This is a genomic window from Streptomyces sp. NPDC001492, assembly GCF_053597275.1.
In genome coordinates, this window is the sequence record NZ_JBSFHW010000022.1 from 1 (window position 1) to 15,265 (window position 15,265).

At 69.6% G+C, this 15,265-nt stretch carries 16 protein-coding genes and 3 pseudogenes; 6 read left to right on the top strand and 13 right to left on the bottom strand.

The features are described from left to right. Window positions 1–73 precede the first annotated feature (73 nt). The 3 genes from bioD to bioB are packed head-to-tail and all read right to left on the bottom strand — an operon-like array spanning window position 74 to window position 3,273. Window positions 74–799: a dethiobiotin synthase gene (gene bioD / locus ACWC1K_RS26430; RefSeq protein ID WP_450834802.1), complete on the bottom strand. Its 726-nt coding sequence runs from the start codon at window positions 797–799 to the stop codon at window positions 74–76. A gap of 7 nt (window positions 800–806) precedes the next feature. Continuing rightward, the gene (locus ACWC1K_RS26435) at window positions 807–2,087 is read right to left on the bottom strand and encodes an adenosylmethionine--8-amino-7-oxononanoate transaminase (RefSeq protein ID WP_450834804.1); all 1,281 of its coding nucleotides are present in this window, start codon (window positions 2,085–2,087) and stop codon (window positions 807–809) included. After that, window positions 2,080–3,273: a biotin synthase BioB gene (gene bioB, locus ACWC1K_RS26440; RefSeq protein WP_450834805.1), complete on the bottom strand. Its 1,194-nt coding sequence runs from the start codon at window positions 3,271–3,273 to the stop codon at window positions 2,080–2,082. Before bioB ends, ACWC1K_RS26435 begins: the two co-directional genes overlap by 8 nt. A 147-nt stretch (window positions 3,274–3,420) precedes the next feature. On the opposite strand from bioB, the gene ACWC1K_RS26445 reads away from it, so the two are divergent. Next, window positions 3,421–4,557: an 8-amino-7-oxononanoate synthase gene (locus ACWC1K_RS26445; RefSeq protein WP_450834807.1), complete on the top strand. Its 1,137-nt coding sequence runs from the start codon at window positions 3,421–3,423 to the stop codon at window positions 4,555–4,557. A gap of 71 nt (window positions 4,558–4,628) precedes the next feature. Here ACWC1K_RS26445 and ACWC1K_RS26450 read toward each other — a convergent pair whose 3' ends face one another. Together ACWC1K_RS26450 and ACWC1K_RS26455 are read right to left on the bottom strand one after the other, a co-directional pair. Next, a complete protein-coding gene (locus tag ACWC1K_RS26450) occupies window positions 4,629–4,856 on the bottom strand; it encodes a DUF397 domain-containing protein (protein WP_450834809.1) in 228 nt (75 codons plus the stop codon). A 9-nt stretch (window positions 4,857–4,865) separates the two neighbouring features. Further along, window positions 4,866–5,726, bottom strand: a complete 861-nt coding sequence (locus ACWC1K_RS26455; protein ID WP_450834810.1) for a helix-turn-helix domain-containing protein — start codon at window positions 5,724–5,726, stop codon at window positions 4,866–4,868. 213 nt (window positions 5,727–5,939) lie between these two features. Between ACWC1K_RS26455 and ACWC1K_RS26460 the strand changes: the two genes are divergently transcribed. Next, window positions 5,940–6,398, top strand: coding sequence for an ATP-binding protein (locus ACWC1K_RS26460; RefSeq protein ID WP_450834812.1), 459 nt, complete (start codon window positions 5,940–5,942; stop codon window positions 6,396–6,398). A 168-nt stretch (window positions 6,399–6,566) separates the two neighbouring features. Here the strand turns inward: ACWC1K_RS26460 and ACWC1K_RS26465 are convergent. Further along, a pseudogene (locus ACWC1K_RS26465) lies at window positions 6,567–6,963 on the bottom strand (LysR family transcriptional regulator); the annotation flags it as partial. 49 nt (window positions 6,964–7,012) lie between these two features. On the opposite strand from ACWC1K_RS26465, the pseudogene ACWC1K_RS26470 reads away from it, so the two are divergent. Both ACWC1K_RS26470 and ACWC1K_RS26475 read left to right on the top strand, forming a co-directional pair. Next, window positions 7,013–7,372 (top strand): annotated as a pseudogene (locus tag ACWC1K_RS26470) (LysE family translocator); the annotation flags it as partial. Between the two features lie 686 nt (window positions 7,373–8,058). Further along, window positions 8,059–8,301, top strand: a complete 243-nt coding sequence (locus ACWC1K_RS26475) for a hypothetical protein (RefSeq protein ID WP_450834813.1) — start codon at window positions 8,059–8,061, stop codon at window positions 8,299–8,301. A gap of 224 nt (window positions 8,302–8,525) precedes the next feature. Here ACWC1K_RS26475 and ACWC1K_RS26480 read toward each other — a convergent pair whose 3' ends face one another. The 3 genes from ACWC1K_RS26480 to ACWC1K_RS26490 form a co-directional block, all read right to left on the bottom strand. Then, window positions 8,526–8,726: a hypothetical protein gene (locus ACWC1K_RS26480; RefSeq protein WP_450834815.1), complete on the bottom strand. Its 201-nt coding sequence runs from the start codon at window positions 8,724–8,726 to the stop codon at window positions 8,526–8,528. Continuing rightward, a complete protein-coding gene (locus tag ACWC1K_RS26485) occupies window positions 8,723–9,079 on the bottom strand; it encodes a hypothetical protein (RefSeq protein ID WP_450834816.1) in 357 nt (118 codons plus the stop codon). Before ACWC1K_RS26485 ends, ACWC1K_RS26480 begins: the two co-directional genes overlap by 4 nt. A 324-nt stretch (window positions 9,080–9,403) precedes the next feature. Continuing rightward, window positions 9,404–10,033: a helix-turn-helix domain-containing protein gene (locus tag ACWC1K_RS26490; protein WP_450834818.1), complete on the bottom strand. Its 630-nt coding sequence runs from the start codon at window positions 10,031–10,033 to the stop codon at window positions 9,404–9,406. A 143-nt stretch (window positions 10,034–10,176) separates the two neighbouring features. Between ACWC1K_RS26490 and ACWC1K_RS26495 the strand changes: the two genes are divergently transcribed. Continuing rightward, complete coding sequence (locus ACWC1K_RS26495) at window positions 10,177–11,163, top strand: alpha/beta fold hydrolase (protein WP_450834820.1); 987 nt, start codon at window positions 10,177–10,179, stop codon at window positions 11,161–11,163. 152 nt (window positions 11,164–11,315) lie between these two features. Here the strand turns inward: ACWC1K_RS26495 and ACWC1K_RS26500 are convergent, their stop codons facing one another. After that, entirely contained in the window at window positions 11,316–11,666 is a 351-nt protein-coding gene (locus tag ACWC1K_RS26500; RefSeq protein WP_450834822.1) for a hypothetical protein, read from the bottom strand. 290 nt (window positions 11,667–11,956) lie between these two features. Then, window positions 11,957–13,291, bottom strand: coding sequence for a bifunctional folylpolyglutamate synthase/dihydrofolate synthase (locus ACWC1K_RS26505; protein WP_450834823.1), 1,335 nt, complete (start codon window positions 13,289–13,291; stop codon window positions 11,957–11,959). Between the two features lie 402 nt (window positions 13,292–13,693). On the opposite strand from ACWC1K_RS26505, the pseudogene ACWC1K_RS26510 reads away from it, so the two are divergent. After that, window positions 13,694–13,873, top strand: a pseudogene (locus ACWC1K_RS26510) (transposase); the annotation flags it as partial. Window positions 13,874–14,056: 183 nt separating this feature from the next. Here ACWC1K_RS26510 and ACWC1K_RS26515 read toward each other — a convergent pair. Continuing rightward, window positions 14,057–14,497, bottom strand: a complete 441-nt coding sequence (locus tag ACWC1K_RS26515) for a hypothetical protein (protein WP_450834825.1) — start codon at window positions 14,495–14,497, stop codon at window positions 14,057–14,059. A 69-nt stretch (window positions 14,498–14,566) separates the two neighbouring features. Continuing rightward, on the bottom strand, window positions 14,567–14,953 hold the full coding sequence (locus ACWC1K_RS26520; RefSeq protein ID WP_450834826.1) for a hypothetical protein: 387 nt from the start codon (window positions 14,951–14,953) through the stop codon (window positions 14,567–14,569). Window positions 14,954–15,265: the final 312 nt, after the last annotated feature.

Consider the following 15,265-nt stretch of genomic DNA (forward strand, 5'->3'; position numbering starts at 1 on the left):
GCGGAGTCGTCCGAGAGGAGGAAGGCGACGAGCGACGCGAAGTCGTCCACCGTGCCGGTGCGGCCGAGCGGGGTCAGACGGAGGTTCGCCACGCGCGTCCCCGGAACGCCTCCGCGTCCCAGACCCCGTCCAGCCGCGGCGCGAGCCAACTCGGCGCGTTCGTACGGAAGCCGGAGGGCCGCAGCGAGCCCGCTCCGGCGGGCAGCGCCCCCAGCAGCGGCGCGCCCGCCACGTCCGGCAGGTCCACCACGTTGCAGCGGGAGGCGAGGTCGGGGGACCCGGGCCAGCTGCCGATCACGATTCCGGCCAGGTCGAGCCGACGGGACCGGAGTTCATGTGCGGTCAACTCCGTCGAGTTCAGCGTGCCCAGGCCGGCCGACGCCACCACCAGCACCGGTGCCTTCAGCAGCTCCGCCGCGTCCGCCAGCGTCCCGCCCTGCTGGTCGAAGCGGACGAGCAGCCCGCCCGCCCCCTCCACCAGCACCAGGTCGTGCTCGGCGGCCAGCTTGGCGGCTGCCTCGGCGACGTCCTGCGGGCGCACCGGGGTCATCCCGGCCCGCCGGGCCGCCGTCCCCGGCGCCAACGGCTCGGGATAGCGGGCGATTTCGGCCGCCGTCACACCACCCGCGAGCCGGGCGACCTCGGCGGCGTCTCCGGGCTCGTCCGGCCCGACGCCCGTCTGCGCGGCCTTCAGCACGGCCACCGACCGGCCGGCCGCGAGCGCGCAGGCGGCGACCGCGGCGGTCGTGACCGTCTTGCCGACCTCCGTGCCGGTACCCGTGATCACCAGGATCGTCATGCCGTTCTCATCCCTCCCGCGCCGCCGCGCACACCGCGCGCGCGATCCGTGCCACGTCGGCGTCCCCGGTGACGTACGGCGGCATCGTGTAGATCAGATCGCGGAACGGCCGCAGCCACACGCCCTCGCGCACGGCCGCGTCCGTCGCCGCCTTCATGTCGACGGAGTGGTCCAGCTGCACGACCCCGATGGCGCCGAGGACCCGTACGTCCTGCACGCCCGGAAGGTCGAGCGCCGGTGCCAGCCCGTCCCGCAGACCCGTCTCGATCCGCTTGACCTCGCCGAGCCAGTCCTGGCCGAGCAGCAGCTCGATCGAGGCGCAGGCGACGGACGCGGCCAGAGGGTTGCCCATGAAGGTGGGACCGTGGGCCAGGACCGGCACCTCGCCCTGCGAGATGCCGTCGGCCACGCGGGACGTGCACAGCGTCGCCGCCATCGTCACATAGCCGCCGGTCAGCGCCTTGCCCACGCACATCACGTCCGGCGTCACGGCCGCGTGGTCGGCCGCGAACAGGGCGCCCGTACGGCCGAACCCGGTCGCGATCTCGTCGAACACCAGCAGCACGTCATGCGCGTCGCACGCCTCCCGCAGCACCCGCAGATACGCGGGGGAGTGGAAGCGCATCCCGCCCGCGCCCTGCACCACCGGCTCGACGATCACGGCGGCCAGTTCACCGGCGTGCCGCTCGATCGCCGAGCGCAGCTGCTCCGCGTACGACTCCTCGTACGCGACCGGGGGCGCGTCCACGAACACCTGGCGCGGCAGTACACCGCTCCACAGCTCGTGCATTCCGCCCTCGGGGTCGCACACCGACATGGGCTGCCAGGTGTCGCCGTGATAGCCGCCGCGCCAGGTCAGCAGCCGCTGTTTGCCGGGGCGGCCCAGTGAACGCCAGTACTGCAGGCACATCTTGGCCGCGACCTCGACCGACACCGACCCGGAGTCGGCGAGGAAGACATGCTCCAGACCGTCGGGCGACATGTCGACAAGGTGCTTTGTGAGCCGGACGGCGGGCTCGTGGGTGAGCCCGCCGAACATCACATGGCTCATCCGGCCGAGCTGCTCGCGCGCGGCCTCGTTGAGCACCGGGTGGTTGTAGCCGTGGATGGCCGACCACCAGGACGACATGCCGTCGACCAGCTCGCCCGAGCCGTCCGCGAGCCGCAGCCGCACCCCGCTCGCCGACTCGACGACGAGCGGTTCGACGCGGCCGGGCATGGGCCCGTACGGATGCCAGACGTGCCGCCGGTCGAGCTCCAGCAGCTCGGAGACGGGCAGGTCAGGCATTGGGCGCGAGATCCGTTCCGACACCGCGGTGGCGCATGGCGACCAGGTCGGTGCGGGGCTCGGCGGAGGGCGCCGGGGCCGCCGTACCGCAGACGCCGCCGTCCGCGTGCGACCCGCAGCCGCCGTCCTGGTGGGAGCCGCAGCCGGTCCCGGCGTGCGAACCACAGCCCCCGCCGGCGGCGGCCCGGTGCTCGGGCAGGGTCACCTCGCCGGCGCCCTCCACCTCGAAGCCGGCGTCCGCGATCATCTCCAGGTCGGCCTTGCCGGCCTGGCCCTCGCTGGTGAGGTAGTCGCCGAGGAAGATCGAGTTGGCCAGGTTCAGGGCCAGGGGCTGCATGGTGCGCAGATGGACCTCGCGGCCGCCGGCGATGCGCACCTCGACGTCCGGGCACACGAACCGCACCATCGCCAGGATCCGCAGACAGCGCTGCGGGGTGAGGTGCCACTCCTTGGCGAGCGGGGTGCCCTCCATCGGGATCAGGAAGTTCACCGGCACCGAGTCCGGGTCCAGTTCGCGCAGCGAGAAGACCACGTCGACCAGGTCCTCGTCGCTCTCGCCCATGCCCGCGATCAGACCGGAGCACGCGGACAGACCGGCCGCGTGCGCCTTGTTCACGGTGTCCACCCGGTCGGCGTACGTGTGCGTGGTCGTGATGTCCCCGTACGTCGCCTCGGACGTGTTCAGGTTGTGGTTGTAGGCGTCCGCGCCCGCCTCGCGCAGCCGCTCCGCCTGGCCCTCGGAGAGCAGACCGAGACAGGCGCACACCTCGACGCCCTCGTTCTGCTCCTTGATCGCCTTGATGGTGCCGGCGACCCGGTCCACGTCCCGGTCGGTCGGCCCGCGCCCGGACGCCACCAGGCACACCCGCTTGGCGCCACCCGCCAGACCGGCCGCCGCGGCCTGCGAGGCCTCGTCCGGCTTGATCCAGGTGTACTTCAGGATGTCGGCCTTGGAACCGAGCCGCTGGGAGCAGTACGAGCAGTCCTCCGGACACAGTCCGGACTTCAAGTTGACGAGGTAGTTGAGTTTCACCCGTCGGCCGAACCAGTGCCGGCGCACCTTTCCGGCCGCGGCCACCACATCGAGCACGTCGTCGTCGGAAGTGGCGAGGACGGCCAGAGCTTCCTCGCGGGTCGGCAGCTCGCGCCGAAGCCCCTTGTCCACCAGCGTGTTCAGCAGGTCCATGAGAGCCGATCCTGTCCTACGGAAGCGCTCCCGGCCAAGGAGAGATTGAACAAGAGGGACACTTCGTCGTGTGTGTATTGCCACACCATGGGGTGCGGGCCGTCCGGCTAGTGTCTGTTCACTGCCTACAAAAGCCCCGGAGGAGCCATGGCGTTCGGCTGGATCGACGAACAGGCGCGGCTGCGCCGCCGCGCCGGACTCGTACGGACCCTGCGCCCGCGCCCGGCCGACTCCCCGCTGCTGGACCTCGCGAGCAACGACTACCTGGGCCTGACCCACCATCCGGCCATTGCCGAGGGCGCGGCGCAGGCCGCGCGGACCTGGGGCGGCGGCTCGACCGGTTCGCGACTGGTCACCGGTACGACGGAACTCCACACCGAGCTGGAGCGCGAACTCGCCGACTTCTGCGGTTTCGAGGCGGCACTCGTCTTCTCCTCCGGCTACGCGGCCAACCTCGCCGCGGTCACCGCGCTGGCTCCGCACGGCTCGCTGATCGTCTCCGACGCGGGCAACCACGCCTCCCTCATCGACGGCTGCCGGCTGGCCCGGGGCACCACCCAGGTCGTCGGGCACGCCGACCCGGAGGCGGTGCGCAAGGCGCTGCAGACCCACGAGGACAGCGCGGCCGGCGCGGTCGTCGTCTCCGACACGGTCTTCTCGGTCGACGGCGACGCCGCCCCGCTGGCCGAACTGGCCGCCGCCTGCCGGGAGCGCGGCGCCGGCCTGCTGGTCGACGACGCGCACGGCCTCGGCGTCCTCGGTGACGGCGGCCGTGGCGCCCCGTACGCGGCGGGCCTGGCGGGCGCCGACGACGTGGTCGTGACCGCCACGCTGTCCAAGTCGCTCGGCAGCCAGGGCGGAGTCGTCCTCGGCCCCGCCCGGGTCATCGACCACCTCGTCAACGCGGCCCGCACCTTCATCTTCGACACGGGCCTCGCGCCCGCCGCGGCGGGCGCGGCTCTCGCGGCACTGCGACTGCTGCGCCGCGAGCCGGAGCGTGCGGCACGCGCGCGTGCCGTCGCCGCCGAACTGCACGCACGCCTGACCGCCGCGGGTCACGAGGCGGTACGCCCGGACGCCGCGGTGGTCTCCGTGCGTGCTCCGTCCCCGGAGGGGGCCGTGCAGTGGGCGGCCGACTGCCGTACGGCAGGCCTCGCCGTGGGCTGCTTCCGTCCTCCTTCCGTCCCCGACGGCATCTCACGGCTCAGGTTGACCGCCCGCGCGGACCTCTCCGAGGCACAGATCGAACGCGCTGTACATGTGATCGGCGAGACGCGACCATGAGTCGGCGTGACACGGCCGTGTGCCGCACGATGCGGAACTGATCGGAACTGGTCAGGGCCGATCGGGACTGATCAGGACTTGTATGCGGCCGTGAAGTCCGTCCAGCTCTCGGGGGAGAGGAGCAGGGCGGGCCCGGCCGGGTCCTTGGAGTCGCGCACGGCGAGCAGCCCGGCCCACGGGCCGGAGCGCGGCCGTGCCGTCTCGACGCAGTTGTTCGCGCCCGTGCTGTAGCTGCTCCGCAGCCACCGCACGCCGTGCAGATCGGTACTGGAAGGTACGTTCCGAGGCAGAGCTGACATGGTGCCTCCTTACGCGCCGTCACCTATCCCGGCGATGTAATCCAACGAGTCCTCGGGCGAAAGGGCGTGGCTCTGAAGGGCGTTGAAGGCCTCGGTATAGGCCCGGAGGTCTTCTTTCCGTTCGAGGTAGAGGCTACTCGTCAAGTGGTCGAGAACAACCACGTCCAGATCGGAAGTGCTCGAAAATGAGAAGATTACGAAAGGTCCGGTGACGCCGACATGCGCCCCGGCGGCGAACGGCAGTACCTGAAGCCGCACTTGAGGTAGACGCGCCGCCTCCAGGAGCCGTTCGAGCTGCTGCTCCATGACGTCGGGGCCGCCGATCTCCCGGCGTAGTACCGCCTCGTCCAGTACCGCGCTCAGCTCCAGCGGTGGATCCGAACGCAGTACGTCCTGCCTGGCCAGCCGTACCTCGACCAGGGCGTCGAGCCGTTCGTCGTCCAGGCCGCCGACCGCTGCCCGGGTCACCGCACGCGCGTACGCGGGCGTCTGCAGAAGGCCGGGCACCACGGACGTCTCCAGCGTGCTCATCGCGCTCGCCTGGGACTCCAGACTGATGAAATCGCGGTAGGTCGGCGGCAGTACCCCGCGATAGGCGTGCCACCAGTGATGCCGGCCGCCTCCCTCGTCGGATCCTGCCAACACCAGCAGCAATTCACGGAGTTGGGCGTCCGCCACGGCGTAGACGTCCAGGAGTAACCGCACATCGGCCGGTTTCACCCCGCTGGCGCCGGTCTCGATCCGGCTCACCTTCGACTGGTGCCAGCCCGCGAGCCGGGCGGCCTCACCACTGGTGAGCCCCGCGCTCGTGCGTAACGCACGCAGTTCGGCGCCCAGTTTCCGGCGGCGCACCGCGGGACCGTGTTGCATGCGCTTCTCCTTACTCCTTCCGTGCCACCCAAATACGGTCTCTCGTCGCAGAGTTCACCGCTTTGAGGGACAGATATATGCATATCTTGGTGGATCGCCACCCGTGACGGGTGCGGTAATGGCAGTCTGGCGACGAAGCACCAGTCCGGGACCGTACTCGAACCATCCGCTCCGTGTCGGACTCCGGTCCCGTGGGAAAGGGACGACCGCGCCATGGCAGACTATTTGGAAGCATCCGTCACTCTGCCGAGCGATCCCGCCTCGGTCTCCGCGGCCCGCGGCTTCGTGGTCACCACATTGGCCGAGTGGGGACTGCCGGCGGACACGGAGGCCGCCGAGACCATCCGCCTCATCGTCTCCGAACTCGCCACCAACTCGGTACAGCACACCTTCGGTCAGTCACCCACCTTCACGGTGGACATCGAACTCCACCGGGACGAGCAGCTCCGCATCGGTGTCACCGACAGCCACCCCCGCTTCCCCAAGCGGCTGCCCGCCGCCGTGCAGCAGGACAACGGCCGCGGCATGGTGATCATCCGCTGGCTCGCTGCCGAATGCGGTGGCCGACTGCATGTCCGCCCCACCCGCGAGGGCGGCAAGACGGTCACCATCGAACTCCCGTGGACGGTACCGGCCCATCCCGTGACGGCGGCGGGGCAGCAGGAGCCGTAGTCGCTCAACCGAGCCGCGCCCGGCTGAACGCCCCGCGCAACAGTGCCCGGAAGGCGTCCGTGGCCGGTGCCGTCTCGTCGGGACGGTGGGCGGCCCATCTCCGGTACGACCCCGACCCCGAGCCCCACGCTGACCAGCGCGCACCCCAAGGCGTACCCCGGAGTTCGGACCAGTGGCTGGTTCGTAGTCCACGACGGTCAACTCCCCGTCGGGATGTGCCCGGCGGAACGCGCTGAGCACCGGCGGCAGCAGGATCCCCGCCGGCTGGAACGTCCCCCAGCCGCAGCGTGCCGTCCGACAGCCCGGTCAGCTGCGCCAGTTCGTGCCGCACCCGCTCCAATTCGTCCAGCACCCGGCGCGCCCGGGCGACGAGCAGCTTTCCCGCACCCGTCAGGCGCGCCCCGCGGTGATGCCGCACGAGCAGTGCTGCGCCGGCCTCCCGCTCCAGCTTCGCCGGCTGTGGGGAGAGCGCGGGCGCCGTACAGCCGAGCCGCTCGGCGGCGCGGGTGATCGAGCCCGCCTCCGCCACGGCCCCCAGCGCGGCGAGCCGCGTCGGATCGTACATGGCGGGTTCCTGCCCGCAGCCCCCGCTGCCTTGAGCAACTCTTGGGGGAAACGCCCTCGTCTCCGGCCGGGCCGGTGTCGCCTGCGCAGTCGGTGTCGGGGGCGGGCTGCTCCTGCGCACGGCGCTTGCGGTGGCCGGCGTCGCCGCGGTCCTCGCCGCCGTTCCGGCGCTTCCGGGCACTCCGGCTGCTCGGCGGCGCCTGCGTGCTGTATCTGGGCCTGAGGACGCCGCGGGGCTGTGCCGGTCCCGTACGGGGACAGTCGAGGTGCCGGTGTCCGCCGCTCGCGCCCTGGTGTGGTTTCCGGCGGTGGCCCTGCTGGTGGACCGCCTCGGCCGGTGGCTGCGCGGGCCGCGCGCCGCGCATGCCGTCGAGGGGACGACCGATCACCGGGGCCGAAGCAGAGCGTGATGCGCGTGCCCGCCCACCAGGTCGTGCTGTCACGCGTCACGTTGTCACATGGATCCCGGCTTGGAGGAGGGTGCAGGCCGGGATCCACGCCCTGAGAATCGGATATTAGCGGTCATTCTTGCGGGCGCTGTCACGCTCCAACCGGGGTGCGTGACAGTGGCGTTGGGGGTACGTGACAACAAGATCCGTCACTTTCGGTGAGCGTGACAGGGTGCCGTTCGCCGCCATGTCACAGGCTCACAGGTCTCCTCTCGGGAGCCTGTCCACCTGGGGATTCGAGGGTTCGACGTCACAGGCAAACAGGGCGATCCGAATATTCGAGCTCTCAGGCTCCCAGGCGTGTCACAGGTTGCCGGGGAGCCTGAGAGGTTGCCCTGGGCGATCAGGACCGGGCCGCGGGCCAGACGTGTGGATCACGGCACTGCCCGCAGGCAGCGCACCCGGCGCACTCCATGCAGAACTGCTTCGTGCCTGTTTGTGAACCGGCCCCGGGGCCTCTACACCGGGGCTGCTGCGGCCTCTCCCTCTGCACCTTGCTGAGGATGTGGCAGAAAAACCACGTGGCGCATGGGGTGCTTCTTCAGGGGGTCTTCCGTGCGTCGCCCCTCCGCCTCGGGCGTTGGTCCGCAATGATCACTCAGAGCGATCACTTGATCGGCGTCCGGATTCAGTAGGGAGAGGCTCACATGCTGGAAGGCATCGACGACGGCATGAAGAAGACCATTATCGAGGAACTGGCCCTCGATGTGGATCACCTCGGGGACGCGTTGAACAACAGCGCGACGCTTGACTGGATCACGGACGATCTTGGCAGGGTGAATCTGGCTGCGAGGTTGGAGCAGATGTACGGCGTCGACGACGTCGCTTTCGATAAGTGGGTCACTGTCCAGGACGTCATCGACACCATCCACTCGCTTCAGACAAGGTGAGGCCAGCAGCGGAGCGGGAGCCAGCCGTCGCAGAGCTGCCGGGCTTCCCGGTCCCTGGATGACCCTTCTGATGAGCTGCCACAGCACGTACGCCGCATCTGTCACGCGTTGTCACGCGAGCCCCACCGGTATCCGTTCGGGGAGCGGTCACAGTGACCGCTCCCCGAACGGATACACAAAGCTCTCATTCCGGGCTGTTGGCCGTGGACGTGCTGGTATCGGGTTCAGAAACAGGCACTTCGGAGGCGCGGGCACCAGCAGATCGGGTTGTAGTCGGGGTCGTCCTCGCCTTCGAAGTACGGCTCGCCCAGCGGGGGCGCGTAGTCGACGTGGACCTGGCCGTCGGCCGTCAGCTCTTCGTGCCGGGTGCCGCACCAGGTCGACTTCACCCACACGGCGACGACCGTGTCCGGGTCGCCCGTCACAACGCGGTCCCCGGGCGCAGGCCGGCTCCGGCTTCGTGGGCGCGGGCGAGCAGGGCGTTGACGGCGATCGCGGCCGCGGGGTCGGAGTCGGGCAGCCGGTTGACGCCGGCCCGCTCGGCCTCGCTCAACCCATCCAGGAGGCCGGTGCGGGCGAGGGCGCGCAGCAGGGCGTGGCGCAGCACGTCGGGGGCGAGGGCGGCGCGGTGGGCGGCTTCGGCTTCCCGATCCTGGCGGCGCCGCTCGTCCTCCAGCTGCCGAGCGTGCTCGCGTTCGGCGTCGGCGGCGAGCTCGTCCTGGACGAAGGCGTCGGTGTCCGGGTCGTACGTGCCGTCGGCGGTGGCGAGCAGCTGCACAATGCGCGTCCACTCCGCGACTTCGGCCGGACCGCGCTCATCACCGGCCAGGTCCTCGCGGTCGCGGTCCCTGTGCTGCTGCAGCTCCGCCTCCTCGAGGGCGGCAGCCGCCTCGGGTGGGTCATGCCGCGGGCCCGCCGACGGGGGTGCTCACACGAGCCTCCGGGTAAACGAACAGACAGATGGACCGCTGAGCGCTGGGTGCAGTGGATGACTGGGCCGAAGCACGATAGTTGTCACCGGCAGAGCCGGATGACTCGGCGAATCAGACCGAACGAAGCAGCTTGGTTGTCACCGACGAGGCATGAGGCTTGTCACAACTGCTCATTCAGCAGCCTTTCTGTCACCAGTCCCGCGACCAACTGCTGGAGGGGTGCGCAGCCGTAGACGTTCTCCCTGAGGCCCGAACATGATCAGATACTCGACCGGTCCGTCGGATCCGGCGTTCGCGACTCCGTGAAGGATGCGGGTGTCGAATTCGACGACGTCCCCGGCAGTCAGGACGAGGTCCTGGCTACCGAGTGCGAGCCACAACCGCCCGTACAGTACACACAGCCACTCGTAGCCCTCGTGGGACACCTGCCGAGGCCGCCCGGGCGGCCTCTCGACGGCAGGCAGGACATGCTTGTGGGCGTGCAGGCCGCCGACGTACCGGGTCAGCGGCAACACCGCCTTGTCGTCGCCGAAGCTGTGCGGCGCCGTGCTGCGGGGCTCGGCCGCAGGGGCGGGTGCGGTGCCGACCAGCTCGTCCAGGGAGACTCCGTATTCCTTCGCCAGCTGGAGCACCACCTCCAGGGTGGGCTTGCGCCGGCCGGTCTCGATCCGCGACAGCGTACTGGGCGAGATGCCGGTTGCGCGGCTGACATCGGCGAGTGTGACGCCACGGCGCTCGCGCACGACCCGCAGCCGGGGCCCCATAACCGCCAGCGTCTGCGCCACGTTGTCTCCTGCCACCGTCCCCGTTCCTTTCGCTGTGCCGCTTCACCGCCTTGGCCTGCAAGGTTGCCAGAATGGCAACGCTGATCGCGTCGAGTGGCCGCCGGGCCGCATGATCGATGGGTACCTGCGGCCGCCCGCGAACCGAGGAGAAGTCGCCCATGCGATCCGAGCCGACCGTCGCACTCCGCCACCGCATCGTCGAGGCCCCGGCCGGGCGCCTGCACCTGGTCGAGCAGGGCTGCGGCCCGCTGGTCCTGCTCGTGCACGGCTTCCCCGAGTCCTGGTACTCCTGGCGCCGCCAGCTCCCGGTCCTCGCCGCGGCCGGGTACCGGGCGGTGGCGATCGACGTACGTGGCTACGGCCGCTCCTCCAAGCCCGCCGCGACCGACGCCTACCGAATGCTCGACCTGGTGGAGGACAACGTCGCCGTAGTGGATGCCCTCGGCGAGGAAAGCGCGGTGGTCGTCGGCCACGACTGGGGCTCCAACATCGCCGCTGCCTCCGCCCTGCTCCACCCCGGAGTCTTCCGCGCGGTCGGCTTGCTGAGCGTCCCGTACGCGCCGCCCGGCGGCCCCCGCCCCACCGACATCTTCGGCCGGATCGGCGGGCCCGAGCAGGAGTTCTACGTCTCCTACTTCCAGGAGCCCGGCCGCGCCGAGGCGGAGATCGAGCCCGATGTCCGGGGCTGGCTCGCGGGCTTCTACGCGGCCCTGTCCGCAGGCACCATGCCAGCCGAGGGCGAGCCCGACCCGCACTTCGTCGCCCACGGCGGCCAGCTGCGCGACCGTTTCCCCGCCGGCCCGCTCCCGGCCTGGTTGAGCGAGGAGGACCTCGACGTCTACGCGGGGGAGTTCGAGCGCACCGGCCTGACCGGCGCCCTCAACCGCTACCGCAACATGGACCGCGACTGGGAAGACCTCGCCCCCCACCGCGGATCCCCCATCAAACAGCCCGCCTTGTTCGTCGGCGGCGCACTGGACGCTTCCACCACCTGGATGGCCGATGCCATCGACGCCCACCCCATCACCCTCCCCGCCCTGTCCGCCTCCCACCTCCTGGGCGGCTGCGGCCACTGGGTCCAGCAGGAACGCCCCGACGAGGTCAACAGCCTGCTGATCGACTGGCTCGCCACTATTCAGGGCTGAACCAGGCGGGCTACCGCGGGCGGGCCGCGCAGAGGCAGCGCATGGCGGTCTACTCGGTGATGCCGAACAGCCATACCGCACGTACTCCACTACGCCGGTGACAACAAGCGTCCTACGTGACAACTACCGTGCTTCGGCTCAATGACACAGGTTTATAGCAGTTCTGAATTCTGCGCTGCTAAACCGAGATGTCCAGCCATTTCGACGTCGGTGAAATCCGCTCTCAGGCCCGGTCGGGTGGTGCCAAACTCCTGGAAATAGGAGTACGTGATGGCTTCTGCGAGCACCGGTTGGAGGTCCTCGTCCGTCGCATGCTGCCGTGCCTGTGCTCTGACCTGCGGGTGCCACTGGTCCTCAGTCGCTTCAGCCAGGGCTGCCTGGAGGCGCTTCTGGGGCTTCTTGGAGGCGCCGGAGAGGTAGCGCTCGACTGTGCTGCGAGAGACCCCCAGAGTGGCGGCAAGGGCCTTGGTGGAGCTCTTGGCGCGCGTGCGAAGGAATTTCATCTGGGCTTGCGCGGATTTCGGCGCCGGGCGGCGCGCTCCGCACGCTTCAGGGCATCGAGGATCCGGACCTTGGCCTGTGGGCGGGCTGGCTGCTGCATGTCGTCGCTGTCAGTCATTCGGCCATGAGACGCCCGCTCCCCTGTGGACAGAGCACGCCGGGCGTCGGGAAGGATGGGCAGAACATCATCTGTGACGACGCAGCACAGGTGGCAAATCAGCACGCTTGTTGGCAAATGACGTTGCTGTTGTGCTCTGTGGCTACTCTGCGAAACACCTCTGTGCGAGTCCCCTCACGCGGGCTGCAGGCCGAGTGCAGTGCGGGATTCGCCTACGAGGCGCAGTGAACCGAGGACGACGATCAGGCCGCCGGGCCCGGCGAGTTCGGTGGCCCGGTGCAGCGCCGATGGGGTGTCTTCGGCTGTCAGGCACGGCCCCCGGCGGCCGGGCATGAGGTGGGTGTGCAAGGTGGTGGGGCTCGCGGCCTGGTGCGAGTCGGTGCGGGTAAGGACCAGGGGCCAGTCCGAGGGTAGTGGCACGAGCATGCCGGAAACGTCCTTGTCGTGCATCGCGGCGAAGACCAGTACCGGCGGGCCTGAGTGGTCGCCAGCGCGGGCATGACACAGGATTTCCGGTGCGGCGGCCGCAACACCTTGCGGATTGGTGGCACCTTCCAGAAGGACGCGGCCCGCCCAGTCGCGCAACCGGGCGCGGGGAATGAGTTCAAGGCGGCCGGGCCAACGCGTGGCTGCCAGTCGTGAGCGCAACTGTTCGCCCTCCGGCTCGCGGATGTAACCGCGTTCGGCCATCGCGTCCACAGAGGCGATGGCGAGAGCGAGGTTGTGGTGCTGATGCGCGCCGGACAGAGAGCAGGGGAGATCGCGATGCACGGCGCGGGGAGTGGTCACATCCACCAGCGTCACGGGGCCGCGGTTGCCGTCGCGGCCGACAGCACGGGCGGTGTAGTGGATTTCATCGTCCATGCGCCACACGGACAGCCCCGTCCGCTCCCTGAGGACCCGCTCAGCGCTGGTAGCTGCTTCAGGGACCAGCCGGCCGAGAACCACATGGTCCCCGTCCTGCACGCCTGCGATCTTGGCTTGAGTGATCTCGGTGAGGGAACCGCCCAGCAGCCGGGTGTGGTCGAGTCCGATGCCGGTGACGACCTTCACGTCCAAGCCGAGCTCCGCAGCTGCGGCCCTGCTCCCGCCGATGCTCGCCTCGGCCACCGCCAGGTCCACACTCGCACGTCGGAAGTGCACGGCCGCGGTGGTCGCGTAGATGCCCTGGCCCAGGACGGGCAGACCGTGCCGCTCGATCACACGCCAGACCTCGGTGAACGCCGCAGCGTACTCGGCGCGCGTGACAGGAACCCCATCGATCCGGATCCGCTCCCTGGGCTCTTGCAAGTGCGGACTGGGCATGCTCCCCACCTGTACGCCGGTCGCGGCCACCGCTGACACCGCGAACGCGCACGTCGATCCCTTGCCATTCGTCCCGACCACCAGCATCCCCCGCAGCCCCCGCTCAGGACGGCCCAGGGCCTCCAGCAGCCTGGAGACATTCGCCTGCCGCACCCTCCGAGGAAGCCCAGAGGGGTTCTCATGCACCTTTGCGAGGATGTCCACGCAGTGTTGGTAATCCACCCAACCGATCATGTCACCGTAAGCGACGCGTTAGATGCGCTTGGTGATGGTTTGCGTGCCCAAACGGCCCCTTTTTGGACACCTGGCGACGAATGAGCCGACGGTTCTCCCGGAGCTGCACCTCCTCGGCACCCAAGGCTCCTTCTACCGGGACCGCTGGCTGCCATAGGCGAAGGCCTACCGAACTACGCCGACACGATCCTCGGGCAGACCGGTCACACTCCGCGATCACTGGCTGCCAACTAACCTGCGGCATCCTTGCCAACTACGAGGCGTCACAACTCCCGGACCTGGAGCACCCCGCCTTCGTTCTTGCCAACTAGTGCCGCATCAGGCAACGTTCGCCCGCTCTCGACCTGGAAGACCTCCCGCGACCCCGACTACTCGTGGCTGAACCGCATCGAGGCCCAGTTCACCGCCCTTCGCCATTTCGCTCTGGATGGGACGGATCACGCCAGCCACAAGGAGCAGAGCAGCATGATCCGGCGCTACATCATCTGGCGGAACAAGCACGCCGCCGACGAACGCCTTCACGAGGTCGTGAACAGGGCGAACGTTGCCTGATGCGGCACTAGTGGGCCCCCTTGATCGCTATATGGCCAGCCCCGTGAGATGAGGGATCCTCTCGCCCCCGCTCGGACCGGCCGCAGGCGCACCGCTCCTGACAGCCGGTCCGATCCCCTCGACGAGGCCCGGCGCCAGCCGCGTGACGCGGAAGACCCGGGATCGGCCAGAGTGGCGGACGGGTCAGCCGGTGCTGAAGATGTCCGTCCAGAGGTCGCCGACGACACGGCCGGACTCGGTCTCGTAGGCGTGGGCCCGGAAGTGGGCGTTGTGGGTGCCACAGGACCACGAGACGCTGCTGTGGAAGGGGCCCTGCCCAGGGACGGCGTGGATGCCGCCGTCACGGTAGTTGGAGGCGACGACGCTCCAGGCGCCGGTGCAGTCGCTCCACAGCTCGTCGTAGACCCGGACGTCGGTGGTCGCACCGGCGTCCGTGACGGTCTGGTTGGTGTAGCCGCGGTAACCGGTGGTTTCGATGCACTCGGTCACGGACCAGCCGTATGCAAGGGTCTTGCTCGGGCAGGGGTTGCCCGCGGCGTGGGCGGACGGGCCGAGGCCGACGAAGGTGGTGGCAAGGACCGCCGCGGTGGCGGCGCCGGCGAGAATGTGTCTGCTGTGCTTCATGGGATCCTGCCTGTTGTGGGAGCGCACGGGGTGTCCCGTGCGCAAGGTCAGAGGCCGGCGGCGGGCTTCTCAGCTGTACCAGTCACTGCCCTGCTGTGTTGACCCGTTGGAGACGGCGATGGCGACCTGGTGCGCGCTGTCGTGGTAGTACGCCGAGGCGATGGTGGCGCTCGAGTACGCGCCGACGCTGACACTCTGATAGACCGGATGCGCGGGATCCGCGGTCCTCCGCTGGTAGAACGACAGCCAACAGGTGTTGGGGCCCGTGGATTGCACCGAAGCGGTGGCCAGGTTGGAAGAGCCGCCACCGCTCAGGTTCAGCGTGCCCACGCAGCCGGAGATCGTGACATGCACGATGCCGGTCGAACCCGCGTAGGCCGTGCCCCCCATTCCCGCCGCGGCCAACAGCGCCGCACCGATGGACAGTGCCGCAGCGCTTCGTAACGAGCGAGCCATGAATTGCCTCCAGAAATAGGACTGCCGGTGTTGTTCGCCACCTGGGCGATGTATCGCCGAACCAGAAAGATCGACGTGGCCGAGTTGCGGCTCTTTTCGCCCTGGCGTCGTGCCGTGGTGCGTCCGTATCGTTTCGGTTGCGGGCGGTCGCCGGTAGCTTTCGCCATGTACGCGCAAAAGCCCTGATGGGAACGTCAAGTGCGCAGGGGGTTCAGCTTGATACGGATTCATCTCGGGTCCGCTGGCCTCGGCAGCGTCCGTGTCTGTGCCGTCCCGGACTTCGGTGCCGAACTGACGGCGGCCGGGAGCGCT